Here is a 12,220-nt window from a genome sequence, read left to right as displayed (position 1 = left end):
AGTTTCCCCCGCCGGGGCATAATCTCATTCTATAAGCATATTTTATGTACTATGGACACCCATCCTTGCTTGAAGTACTTGCGTCCATGTGATACCATGACGTCACTTTAGGAGATTAGGGAGGCATATCTATGCAAATTGACCACAAACAACTGTTTATTCCGGGGCCGACCGAAGTGCTGCCGGACGTGCTTGATGAAATGGCACGTCCCCTCATCGGTCACCGCACCAAAGAAATTTCCGCTTTGCAAAAAGCCATTACCGAAAAATTACAGAAAGTTTTCTATACCGAGAACCTGGTGCTCCTGTCCACCTCGTCGGGCAGCGGCCTGATGGAAGCCTCCGTCCGCTCCTGTACCGCCAAACGGTCCCTGTGCTGCGCCATGGGCGACTTTGGCAAGCGCTGGTACAAAATGGCGGTGGCCAACAACGTGCCGGCCGATTTATTGGAAGTTGACCTGGGCAAGCACGTGCCGGCGGAAGCCATTCGCGAGGCCCTGGCCACCGGCCAATACGACCTGCTCACCACCACCCACAGCGAAACGGCCACCGGGGTGGCGAATAATTTAGAAGAAATCGCCGAAGTCGTCCGGGACTTTCCGGAAATCGTCTGGTGCGTGGACGGCGTCTCTTCTGCCGGCGGGATGAAAATTGAAGTGGACCGGTTGGGCATCGACATTCTTCTGACCTCCACCCACAAGGCCCTGGCCCTGCCGCCGGGCATGGCCGTCTGCACCATGAGCCAAAAGGCCTACGACCGCACAGCGGAAGTTGACCACCGCGGCGTTTATTTCGATTTGCGGGCCATTTATGACCGCATCACTAAGAAGAACTACCAGTATCCGTCCACCCCGAATGTCAGCCTGATGTACGCCATGGACAAGCAGCTGGACCACATTTTAGCCGAGGGGCTGGACGCTCGTTTTGCCCGCCACCAGGCCATGGCCGACCGTTGCCGTGCCTGGGCGAAGGAGCATTTTGACCTCTTCCCGGAAGAAGGCTATATGGCCACCACCCTGACCGTTATCCTGAACACCCGTGGCATTTCAGTGGCGGACTTGAACAAGGCCCTGGGCGAACGGGGCAAAACCATGTCCAACGGTTACGGCGACTTAAAAGAAAAAACCTTCCGCATTGCGCACCTGGGCGAAGTCACCATGGACGATTTAAATGCGCTTCTGGCGGATATTGAAGATATTCTCGGCTTATAAATGGAGGTTCTAATTTAATGAAAATATTGATTACCGACGGCCTGGCAAAGGATGCCATTGCCGCCTTACAAGAATTTGCAGAGGTTGACGAACACTTTTACGAACCGGACGCCCTGGGCGAGGCCCTAAAGGACTATGATGCGGTGATCATCCGCTCGGCAACGCAAATTCGTCAAGCCCAGATCGATATCGCCAAGACCGGACAGTTGAAACTCATCGTCCGCGCCGGCGTCGGCATTGACAACATCGACCATGCCTATGCCAAAGACCAGGGCATCCACGTCCGCAACACCCCCTCCGCCAATGCCAACGCCATGGCGGAACTGACCCTGGCCCAGCTCTTTGCCGTCAGCCGCTTCATCGCCGCTGCCAACGTCACCATGCGCAAGGGCGAATGGAACAAGAAAAACTACCGGGGCGTTGAATTGGCCGGCAAGACCCTCGGCCTCATCGGCTTCGGCCATACGGCCCGTCTTCTGGCGGATAAGTGCGCCGCCCTGGGCATGGACATCCTCTATTATGACATCGTCGGCGCTGATGACCAGGTGCCCTACACCTACGCCGACATGGCCGACCTCATTCAAAAGGCAGACTTCATCACCCTGCACACCCCCGCCTCAAAGGACGGCAAGCCGCTCCTGGACGGTGGCGCCATCGCCAGCATGAAAGACGGCGTCCGCCTGGTCAATTGCGCCCGTGGCGGATTGATTGACGAAGCCGCCCTGCTGGAAGCCCTGACCACCGGTAAGGTGGCTGCCGCCGGCCTGGACGTTTTCGTCGGCGAACCGGACGTCAACCTGGACCTGGTCAACCACCCCAACGTCAGCGTAACCCCCCACCTGGGCGCTCAAACCTATGAAGCCCAGACCCGGGTGGGCAAGGAAGTGGTGGACGTGGTCAAAGAGGAACTCTGCTGAACAAGCCCATCAAAAAAATCGCCATCTCCCGAATGAATTCGGAGATGGCGATTTTTACAGCCAGGACAAGTTGCCGCCACGACAAATTGAAAAAGCCCGCCTAGCAGCGGGCTTTTTTTAGTGTTTGCAGACTTGGTTCCCAACGGTGCAGCTGGTTTTGCAAGCAGACTGACAAGAGGTCTGGCATTCACCGCAGCCACCGGTTTTCAATGTTTTCTGCAGCTGTTGTTTGCTGATCGTTTTAATGCGTTTTGCCATTGTTAGCGCCCCTTTCTGCGAATTTATTTCAGTATATCAGAAAGCGCCCTTCCGGGCAAGGTTTAGCCCTCTACCGGCATGGCTGAAAAAAACTCGTGCAAGCCGGGCCAGTCCAAGTCGCCAAAAGAGGTGCGCCAGTAGGACGGCCGATAATTTTTATCCACCATGGTCGCCCGGATGGCCTTCAGGGGTTCTTCTTTGTCCCACAAATGCGCCAGCAAGTGCAGGTCCACCGCAAAGGTCTCATCTCGCGTCCAATTTTTGCCGTAAAAGTACTTGAGGAAGGTCATCGCCACCGCCAAGGGGCTCCGCGACAGCAAGCCGGCCAAGGCCTGGGTCGCAAAAGGTTCGTGGGAGGCCTGCAGGCCTTCCATCAAGACCCCCAAGTGGTCTGCCTCAAAATAACGGGCCGTCTGAGGCGCTATTTCCCGTCGATAGGGCCCTACCCCCGGTACCTGGCGATAAGGGGCTACAGCGGCCTGTAATTGCTCTACAAGGCCATCGTAATCCAACCCATCAGCCTCCACAGCCAGTAAGGCCGACCGGACAGCCGCCCTATCCTGGCTCTGGATGCCCAGGTCGGCAAAGCCGTAATAAAGGGCATCCTGCCAATCCAATTGACCGCCCAAAAGGGAGAGGTAGAGGCCGTCCGCTTGAGGAAGCCGCGAAAGATACCAGCCCATGGCCACATCCGGCATAAAGCCCAGCCGGGTTTCCGGCATGGCCCAGACCAGGGTCTCATCGGTAATCCGCAGGTCCGCATTCACCGTCAGACCGACACCACCCCCCATGGTCACCCCCTTGTAAAGGCTCACCACCGGCTTGGGAAAATGGTGGACCTGCCGGTCCAGGGCAAATTCATCCCTGAAAAAGGGGACCGGGAACTGACCTGTCTCCATGCTGTACCGGTAGAGGGCCACCACATCGCCGCCGGCGCAAAAAGCCCGCCCTTCCCCTTCTAACAGCACCCAGGAAATGGCCTCATCCGCCACCCATTCCTCGAGGACAGCGCTCATTTGGTGAATATCGTCTAGGGTCAAGGCATTGAGCTTCTCCGGTCGATTCAGCCGGATGATCCCAACGCCCTTTTGTCGTTCAGTAATCATACCCTTCCTCCTTTTTCGCAAGCTTCTTTTGCCTTCCACATACCCGCCCCCCTGTCTTTTTATTGACGAACGGGCCCTCGGAGGGTATTCTAAAAGAAAGGAGGCTGCTCATGAGCGATACCATCAGACGGCTGCTGTTCCACAGCAAACCCGACCGGCCCGAAATTTTATACGAAGACCTGGCCACCGATGACCTGCAATTGGTCCTGACCCGGTACAGCTACGGCTCTGCCTATGTGGCCCGTCTGCCCTGCTGGTTCTTTTCGATTTACAACCAGGACCGGGACCTGATGGGCATGTGCGACCTGCGCTGGGGCTGGGCGGAAGAAATCGCCTATGCGGGACACATCGGTTACCGCATTTTTCCCAGCTATCGCGGCCACGGCTACGCCCAGGCGGCGGCCCGCCTCCTCTTGGGCTTCGCCTATCGCCTGAAGATGGAAACGGTCCTCATCACCTGTGACCCGGACAACGCCCCCTCCCGGCGGACCCTGGAAAATCTCAAGGGCCGGTTTGACGGCATCGCCGAGGTCCCGCGCGGCACCCCCGCTTGGCGGAGCGGCGATCGTGAAAAATGTCAATTCTGGTATAAAACCGCCAACTACAAGCTGGATTAACCCTGCGCATACAAAAAGCTCCCATGCAAATGGCATGGGAGCTTCTTTATATGCTTAAAGCTTGCTCTGACGGCTTAAAAATCGTCGTCTTGGACATCGTCCTTGCTCAGACAGTCGCAAGGGTATTTGATCAAACTTTCGATGGTTTCACGCGCAATGGCCAATTCTTCGTTGGTCGGGATGACAAAGGTGCGCACCCGTGCGCCTTCCTTGGTCAATTCACGACGTTCACGGCAACCGGCATTTTTGCTTTCATCAATTTCAATGCCCAGGTAGTCCAAATCACGGCAGATGGAAGCCCGAACCCGGTCATCATTTTCACCGATCCCGGCGGTAAAGACAATCCCGTCTACCCCGTTCATCAGGGCCACATACCGGCCGATGTACTCGCGCACCTTCAAGACAAACATGTTGTAGGCCAGGGTGGCGCGTTCATTGCCTTCATCCATGGCGGCTTCAATGTCGCGGAAGTCATTAGAGATGCCGCTGATGCCCAAAAGACCGCACTGCTTGTTCAAATAATCGTCGGTTTGGATGACGTCCATCTGTTTGTGTTCCATCAGGAAAAGCACCGCTGCGGCGTCAATGTCCCCGGACCGGGTCCCCATCATCAAACCTTCCAAGGGGGTAAAACCCATGGACGTAGTCACCACTTGACCGCCTTCAACAGCGGTAATGGAGGCCCCGTTGCCCAGGTGACAGGTGATCAGTTTCAGATCACGAATGTCCTTACCCATGGCCTTGGCCAATTCGTTTGCCACGTATTTATGGCTGGTCCCGTGGGCGCCATAACGGCGGACGCCGAATTTTTCATAGTCCTCATAGTTGATGCCATACATATAATGCTCTTGATTCATGGTGTGGTGGAAGGCCGTATCAAAGACCGCCACTTGTGGAATCCCGGGCATGTGGGCCTGGCAGGCAACAATCCCGGCCAAAGCCGGCGGATTGTGCAAGGGCGCAATGGAGCTGTATTGACGGATTTTACTGATAACATTCTTGTCCAAGCAAATGGCGTGGTCAAAGGTGGTACCCCCTTGAACGACGCGGTGTCCGACAACCCCGATTTCTTCCAGCGAATTCAGCACGCTCAATTCACCGATGAGCAAACCGTCTACCACCCGGGCAACGGCCACGCGGTGGTTGGGGATATCCTGTTCTTCTTTCACCTTCAAGCCCTTGGCCTGCAAGGTAATGTTGGCTTTCTGACGAGAGCCGATTCTTTCAACAACGCCTTTAGAGATCACTTCTTCGGTTTCCATGTCCAGCAATTGGAACTTCAAAGAAGAACTCCCGCTGTTGATAACCAATACTAACATTCTTCCACCTCTTCCTGAGATTTATAGGTCACTTCTATCTATTATTCATGCTAAACGGGTCTTTGTCAACTCTCAAATATCCATATCAAGTATGATTATAGCTGCTAAAGGTCAAGGGGATATCAAAACCTTGTCAATTGCTAAAGAAAACAGCTGTTTTCCCCAGATTGTGGATAACTTGTGGATAAGCTGGGTAAAACAGCCTTTTTGTAACAATTCAATGACAATCCGCCAACCCTATTGGTCAAGGGCTTTTGACAGGGGGATGGCATGTTCGCCTCGGCAAACCCCTTGACGGCGCTTTTTGGCCCTTGTGCATAGTTTTGTGTGCAAGCCTGTGGATGACCTGTGGATAATGGGGATAAACCCAGCCCCCTTCCGACCAAGCCCCGGTTTAAAGGGGTCTGCCGCCTTCTCATCCGCCAGCCCGCCTGTGGACAAGGGCCGTCAGCCCTGCTGCCGGCGCCTATCCTCGGCCAGGCGACAAAGGTCCTCAGCTTATCGGCAGGGCCACCTGCCCCGCCGCCCCTGCTGCCATAACCGCAGACGGGCCAAGTCCGCCCCGTCTGTCCACAAGGACCGGCCCACCGGCCACCGCCAGGTCTCCCCCCCCTTGCACCAACCCCCTGTTCCGCCGGCCCAGCTGCCCTTTCAAGGCACAAAAAAGCTGCCTGGAGGGGGATTGCCCTCAAGGCAGCTGTAAGGCCCTTTATTTGGCCCCTGGTTGCGGACCGGGTCATCCGGCAATGGTGCCGTTCTTTTCATACTCTTCCTGCCAGGCCAGGTGTTGCTCATAATCATCGGTAAAGTAAACCTTACCGGTTTTCAGGTCGGCATAGAAGTAAATATAGTTCGTATCCGCCGGGTGAACGGCGGCGTCAATGGCCTCTTCCGACGGGCAATTCATCGGGCCCGGCGGCAAGCCCTTGTTCTTATACAGGTTGTAGGGCGAATCCACTTCCAAATCTTTAAAGGTAACCACTTCTTTGTGGGTCCCTAGGGCATAAAGAATGGAAATATCCGACTGGATGGGCATCCCCTGCGCAATCCGATTGTAAAAAACAGAGGAAATCTGCTGCCGGTCCTTGGTCGTAACCCCTTCTTTTTCAATCAAAGAGGCCATGGCCATGATTTCATTCACTGAATGGCCGGAGGCTTGAATGTCTGCCTCAAAGGGCTTGACCACTTCCGCGCACTTGTCCACCATCTGGGTAATCAGCGACGGCAACCCCTCTTTTAAATTATAATCGTAGGTCGCCGGGAAGAGATAGCCTTCCAGCGTATAACGGACGCCCTCAGAGGAGGCAACATCAGTCAACAAATCCGGATGACGGTCCACCATTTTCTTGACGAAGGCCTTATCCGTCACCTGGGCCATAAATTCTTTCTTGGGAATGCCGGTGGCCTTTTCCACCGCTGCGGCAATTTCTTTAAGGGTTGTGCCTTCACGGACCAGGATTTTGACCACGCCGGCACCACCACCTGAAGCGTTTTTCAGCTCCTTAACTACGGCTTTCATAGACATCTTTTCGGCAAACATGTGGGTCCCAGCCTTAAAGTCGGCCCCTTCGTTTTTCACCCGGACATAAAGTTTAAAAAGACCTGCGTTTTTAATCACGCCTTCTTTTTCCAGTTTAGCGGCGATATCGCTAACCTTTTCACCCTCTTCAATGGTTACGGAAATGGCCGGTTTCTTGTCCGCTTCCATCTCCTGGGTATTCTGATTAACTTGAATCATACGCACCCCGACGGCAACAAAGGCCAAGAGGATGAGTAAGAGAAATGCGCTGCAGCCAATCTTAAAACGCCGCTTCCGCCGACGTTTGCGACGGGCCGCGCGTTCGGCGCAACGGCGCTCAAGGCGCTCGCTGGATACTTCCGGCATGAGCAGACCTCCTTATGGTTTAATATCTTAAAGAATTATAGCCTAAGCCCTTGTGAATTGCAAGTTTTGTGCCTGCTAATAAGGCCCCTGTAAAGGGCTTGTAGCCCTTCATCAACAACTGTTAATTTTTCTTGTCTTTTGCCGATGAATGAACGCCCTTATCGCTGCTTTTTCCATCGCTTTTATGTGCTTTATGTCCCTTCCCGACAGAAGAACCTGCATCGTCATAAAGGTTCTGCACCACCAGTTGCATAAAGCCCTGGGCCCCCTCCGGGTTGCAGTGGGTGTTGTCCTCATAAAGCCAGTCCGGATGTTGCTCAATGAGCGATTTCCAGTCGATCAGCCGGGCATTTTTATGCGCCTTCACATAGGCCGTCAACATGGCGTTCACATCGTCCTGCCACTGGCGGGCCACATGGGTGTTGACAAAGTAGAGCTTCCGCTTGCCCAGTTTATTGGTCAGTGCCGTCAACTGTTCTTCCGTAAAGGGCCCGTTTGACCCGAGAACGAGGACCACCGTCGGTGCCAGCCGGTTGTCCTGTACCAGGCGGTCAACAACCTCTCCGCTCTGGTTCAGCTGCCGGCCGACCTGCCCGTCAATGACCGCCTTGGGGAAGGCTTCCGCCAGGGGCTGGGCCGCACTCAGTAAAATCGAATCGCCAATAAAGGTCACATCCGCCTTGGCGGCAAACAGGCGCTGCTCATCGGAAAGCCCTTCAATGGCGCCAATTTCCGCCACTTCTTCCCGGGCCGCCGCCTTTTGCCGGGCCTCCAGTTTTTTCTGCGTCTCCGCCAGTTGCGCCTGCATTTCAGCCACCGTCTGATTTTTCCCCGCCGGGGCCCGCACCAGACCGATGGTCGCTGAAAGAACCATCAGCACCAGCAAAAGCAGGGCCAGAGCCCGCGCCGGCCAGCGACGGATCCCGTCCTGCAAGCTGGCCTTGCTGAATCCATCTGAAAAAAGCGAGGGAACAGCTTTTACCGTCACCATGAGCCGACGGCCTAAAAGCCCTTCTGCCAGGGAATGGGTGAGGAGTCCAAGGGCCAGCAAAATCAGCCATTGGACCGGCGGCCATTTTTGCAGATTTGGCACAGTTCCGCTGACCGCATAAACCGGGTAGTACCACAGGTATATCGCATAGGTGCGGTTGCCCAGCGCCACCAGGGGTTTCCAGGACAGCAAGTGCCCCAAAACAGCACTGCGGGCCGTCAGCCCTAAAAAGGTCACCGTAGAGGCCAAGGCCGCCAGGACCAAACCACCCCGGTAGGTAAAGCTACTCTGGTCCATCAAGTGAAAGGCCAAAATCATCAACCCGCCCAAGCCGACTAGGGTCAAAACATCCCCCATCGGCAGGCGGCGTAAGACCGGCCAGCGCCGGCCCAGCAAGTCGCCAAACCGCGCTTCAGACAAGAGCCCGCCGACCGCCCCAATCAAGACGGCAAAAGCCCGGGTATCCGTCCCATAATATACCCGCGACGGGTCGCCCGAGGGCACATACAGGACCCCCATCGCCAGCGCACTGGCCAGCGCTAAGAGGCCCAAGAGCCCCGCCAGCCGGTAAGGGTTGCCCAAGAGCCGCTGGCCCCCCCGCATCACCAGCGGAAGAACCACCAGCACCTGCATGATCAGCGCCACATACCACAAGTGGGTATAAGCCGACGGGTGGACAAAGTCCGCAAAGTAAGACGACCCCTGCTGGATCTGCCACCAATTGTTGGTAAAGGTCAGCCCGCTAAGGGCCGTCATCCGGATGTTATACAAAAAAGACGGCGCCGCCAGGTTGATAAAGGCAACCGATAGCAAGAGCATCCAGAAAAGCGGCCACCACAGGCGCTTGACCCGCTTCAACAAAAAGGCCCCGTACCGGAGCGGCACCCCCTCCTCATACTTGGCCTGCAAAGACCGCGCCAGCAAAAAGCCCGACAGGGCCAGGAAAATATCCACCCCAATAAAGCTGCCCGGCAGGTATTGAGGATAATAATGATACGCCACCACCCCGGCAATGGCTATAATCCGCATGGTTTCCAAGGCCGGGTAATACGCTTTTTTCTTTTGCATCATAGGTCCCTTTCATAAATCGTTCTTCATTGTATTGTATCAAAGGGAACCGCCTAATCCAATATGCCGGCAGTCATTTTTTACCAATAAACGACAGCTAAGCTACAACCAAATCCCCCCTCGCCCCTATCCGGCAGCCATCCCCCAGCCCGGACCAACCGCTCCGGCTCCGGGCCGGCCAGGCAAAAAAGCGCACCGCCTGCAAGAATTGCAAGCGGTGCGCTTGGTTTAACGTCCCTTAGACGCCAATCTCAACAACTTGCCCTTAAATAAAGGTCTTGTCGTTCAGACCGGTCCATTTTTCAGCTTTACCGTCTTTTTCGCGGGTAAAGTCATGGCCCATAGTGGCTTCCATGACCGGTTCAAAGAACCAGTCGCCGGCGCTCACGTCGCTGAAGTGGATGACTTTAGCACTGTGCGCATTGATCCAATCGAGGTCTGCACTGCGATTGAGCATGCGGTTGGTGATGGAGGTCACTTCTGCGCGGGTGATGGCTTGTTCCGGACGGAAGGTGTTATCCGGATAGCCGGAAATCCAACCGTTGGAAGCTGCCAGGCGGATGGCCTTGTAGCCCCAGTAGCTTGCGTCCAGATCGCTGAAGCTCAGGTCTTTGCTTTCAGTAAGTTCAGCAAAGCGGGAGGCAATGGAGGCAAATTCTGCCCGGGTAATGGCTTGGTTCGGTTTGAAGCTGCCATCCGGGTAGCCGGAGACAATGCCTTTTTCGACGGCATAGCCGACGGTATCGGCATACCAGTCGCCGGCATGAACGTCGCTCAGAGCGACCTTATAAGCCTTACCTTTAACGGGGCGGTCTTTTAAGAGACGGGTGAACATGGTGGCCACTTCAGCCCGGGTCATGCCCCGGTTGGGAGCAAAGGTCCCGTCCGGATACCCAACGAGGTATTGGTAGTGGTCGGCTTTGTTCAAATCGCCTTCAGACGGTTTTTCCGGTTTGGGTTCGGGCTTGGACGGAATAACGGATCCGCCGCCACTGCTACCACCGGAGCTGGTTTTAGCTTTAACGGTTGCTGTAACGGAAACGCCATCTTGAGTGGCGGTAATTTCATCGCCCTTCTTCAGCGGTTTGTTCGTGGGTACATCGACAGACCACTTGCCGTTTTTGCCGACACGTATTTCGGCGATCAGATTGTCGTCTTTGTCCGTTACGACAAGCATCTCATCCGGTTCACCTGTACCGCTGATGGTTTTATCGCCGACATAAGGTTGATCGATGGTCGGTTTTGCCGGAGCGGATTCTTCCGTAACCGTAGCTTTTGCGGGAGTACCGTCCTTCGGAGTAACAGTCACTTCCGTACCCGGATTTTGTTTCGGGTTGGTATCGATGGAGAAGTTACCATCTTCGTCGGAGTTACCTTTGCCGATTTCCTTACCATCCTTGTCCTTAACGGTGACTTCCGTTTTCGGCGTCGTCTTACCGGTTACCGTCGTGGAATCCTTGCCGGGTTCATTCTTGGCGGCAGGATTGGTGATGGTCGGTTTATCAGCGGGCTTAGTAACCTGCAAGTTCTCCGTTGTTGCCGTTAAGTTCCCTTTGGTCAATGTAACCGGCTTGCCGTTGTTGGCATCGACGGTAAGATCGGTGCCATTGGCCGGGTCGGCGGTGATGCCGTAGTCGTCTAACTTCGCAAAGGGTACGTCTTGGGTGTTGCCGTTTTTGTCGGTCAAGGTAACGACTAAGCTGCTCAGGTTGAGTTTGCCATTGTCGGCGCTGCCTTCGACGTAGTCAAGTTTCGGTTGGGTTTTAACCGTCATATCTGTCACGTTGCTTGCATCAAAGGCCGTACTGGTGGCACTGGCCGTATAGGTCACATCAGTATCTGCTACAGGGACGGTCCACGGATCTGTTACATTCCATGCAGGGTCTTTGTATTTTGTAGCGTCTGAAACTTCTAGTGTCGGGAACTTATCTTGGGCTAGTGTGTCGTCTTTCTTGACGGCGTAGGTTTTGCCGAAGAGATCATTATTTGCGACGCCGGTGCCTTTGGCGACGGTGACTTTGTGGAAGTCTTTTGGCAAGGGGTTCGTCTCATTCGGGCTGATTTCATCGCCGGATTTGATGAAGCTGGCGATGCGTACTTGTCCCTCGGCGACTTTGTCTGCCGGGGCGTTATCCCAGTGCCAGAAGGTGTAGTCGTTACCGTCGTTAGTAATCGGCAGGGTGACTTTTGCCCATTCGCTATCTTTTTTAACCAGGGCGGAGATGACTGCTTTGTCTTTTTGTTCGCCCAGGGTTAAGCTTCCCGAGTTGTCCGGGCTGACTTTGAAGCCGATGACGACGTAGTCTTCCCGATTGATGGGGTTGTTCTTGTCATCTGTTGTCGGGATGTTGGGGTCGTCTTTGTCTGCCGGCTTGGTCGGATCGGACGGTTCGAAGGGGATGACGTCTTTATCCGAGTTCTTCGGATTGACGGTGATGTTGGTCTTGCCGTTGGCGGTCAGTTCTTTCGCTTGGCCGCCGGCATCTTTTCCGTTGACTTTGGCAACGAAGGGCTTGCCGTTGTTGTCTTTAACGGTAAGGCCTTTGTCTTCGGCCGGGGTGACGGTAACGCCGTAGTCGGCCAGTTTGTCTTTTTCAACTTCAACGGTGTTGCCGTTTTTGTCGGTGAGTTTGACTTTGATGCCGTCGTGCTTCGGTTTGTCGCCTTCGGTGTAGGTCATCGTGGTCGGGTCTTTAGTGACTTCAATGCCGGTGATGTTTGCCTTGTCGAAGGTGGAACTGGTTGCACTGGCTTTAAATTCGGTTGCTTTCGTAATGGCTTGGTCCCAAGGATTGCCTTCCACGTTCCAAGCAGGGTCTTTGAAGTTCTCTGCTGCTTCCGGGGTCGG

Annotated in this window: 10 protein-coding genes; 3 read left to right on the top strand and 7 right to left on the bottom strand. The window is 54.9% G+C overall.

Translation table 11 applies throughout. The annotated features are described in order from the left end of the window. Positions 1-131 precede the first annotated feature (131 nt). Positions 132-1,211 (top strand): pyridoxal-phosphate-dependent aminotransferase family protein, encoded by a 1,080-nt coding sequence (locus BLQ16_RS01770; protein ID WP_091791042.1) that lies wholly within the window; start codon positions 132-134, stop codon positions 1,209-1,211. Positions 1,212-1,228: 17 nt separating this feature from the next. Beyond that, entirely contained in the window at positions 1,229-2,128 is a 900-nt protein-coding gene (locus BLQ16_RS01765) for a D-2-hydroxyacid dehydrogenase (RefSeq protein WP_091791041.1), read from the top strand. 117 nt (positions 2,129-2,245) lie between these two features. Here BLQ16_RS01765 and scfA read toward each other — a convergent pair whose 3' ends face one another. Together scfA and BLQ16_RS01755 are read right to left on the bottom strand one after the other, a co-directional pair. After that, positions 2,246-2,386, bottom strand: coding sequence for a six-cysteine ranthipeptide SCIFF (scfA, locus tag BLQ16_RS01760; protein WP_091791040.1), 141 nt, complete (start codon positions 2,384-2,386; stop codon positions 2,246-2,248). 62 nt (positions 2,387-2,448) lie between these two features. Then, on the bottom strand, positions 2,449-3,492 hold the full coding sequence (locus tag BLQ16_RS01755; protein ID WP_091791039.1) for an enoyl-CoA hydratase/isomerase family protein: 1,044 nt from the start codon (positions 3,490-3,492) through the stop codon (positions 2,449-2,451). Between the two features lie 110 nt (positions 3,493-3,602). On the opposite strand from BLQ16_RS01755, the gene BLQ16_RS01750 reads away from it, so the two are divergent. Next, entirely contained in the window at positions 3,603-4,109 is a 507-nt protein-coding gene (locus BLQ16_RS01750; RefSeq protein ID WP_091791038.1) for a GNAT family N-acetyltransferase, read from the top strand. A 74-nt stretch (positions 4,110-4,183) separates the two neighbouring features. Here BLQ16_RS01750 and BLQ16_RS01745 read toward each other — a convergent pair whose 3' ends face one another. The 5 genes from BLQ16_RS01745 to BLQ16_RS01730 form a co-directional block, all read right to left on the bottom strand. Continuing rightward, positions 4,184-5,428 carry an acetate/propionate family kinase gene (locus BLQ16_RS01745; protein WP_091791037.1) on the bottom strand — a complete coding sequence of 415 codons (1,245 nt, stop codon included), beginning with the start codon at positions 5,426-5,428 and terminating at the stop codon, positions 4,184-4,186. Between the two features lie 493 nt (positions 5,429-5,921). Further along, complete coding sequence (locus tag BLQ16_RS09870; protein WP_278308560.1) at positions 5,922-6,047, bottom strand: hypothetical protein; 126 nt, start codon at positions 6,045-6,047, stop codon at positions 5,922-5,924. A 117-nt stretch (positions 6,048-6,164) separates the two neighbouring features. Further along, positions 6,165-7,313, bottom strand: a complete 1,149-nt coding sequence (gene mltG / locus BLQ16_RS01740) for an endolytic transglycosylase MltG (RefSeq protein WP_091791036.1) — start codon at positions 7,311-7,313, stop codon at positions 6,165-6,167. Positions 7,314-7,434: 121 nt separating this feature from the next. Further along, a complete protein-coding gene (locus BLQ16_RS01735) occupies positions 7,435-9,372 on the bottom strand; it encodes an acyltransferase family protein (protein ID WP_159427941.1) in 1,938 nt (645 codons plus the stop codon). Positions 9,373-9,637: 265 nt separating this feature from the next. Beyond that, positions 9,638-12,220: S-layer homology domain-containing protein (locus tag BLQ16_RS01730; RefSeq protein ID WP_144019643.1), on the bottom strand; the 2,583-nt coding region annotated here is incomplete at its 5' end.

The organism is Peptococcus niger (genome assembly GCF_900101835.1).
GTDB lineage: Bacteria > Bacillota > Peptococcia > Peptococcales > Peptococcaceae > Peptococcus > Peptococcus niger.
This window is presented reverse-complemented; position numbering and strand designations above follow the sequence as displayed.

Coding starts and splice junctions, on each gene's coding strand:
- BLQ16_RS01765 (WP_091791041.1), top strand. CDS start 1,229: ATGAAAATATTGATTACCGACGGCCTGGCAAAGGATGCCATTGCCGCC.
- BLQ16_RS01750 (WP_091791038.1), top strand. CDS start 3,603: ATGAGCGATACCATCAGACGGCTGCTGTTCCACAGCAAACCCGACCGG.
- mltG (WP_091791036.1), bottom strand. CDS start 7,313: ATGCCGGAAGTATCCAGCGAGCGCCTTGAGCGCCGTTGCGCCGAACGC.
- scfA (WP_091791040.1), bottom strand. CDS start 2,386: ATGGCAAAACGCATTAAAACGATCAGCAAACAACAGCTGCAGAAAACA.
- BLQ16_RS01755 (WP_091791039.1), bottom strand. CDS start 3,492: ATGATTACTGAACGACAAAAGGGCGTTGGGATCATCCGGCTGAATCGA.
- BLQ16_RS01745 (WP_091791037.1), bottom strand. CDS start 5,428: ATGTTAGTATTGGTTATCAACAGCGGGAGTTCTTCTTTGAAGTTCCAA.
- BLQ16_RS01735 (WP_159427941.1), bottom strand. CDS start 9,372: ATGCAAAAGAAAAAAGCGTATTACCCGGCCTTGGAAACCATGCGGATT.
- BLQ16_RS01770 (WP_091791042.1), top strand. CDS start 132: ATGCAAATTGACCACAAACAACTGTTTATTCCGGGGCCGACCGAAGTG.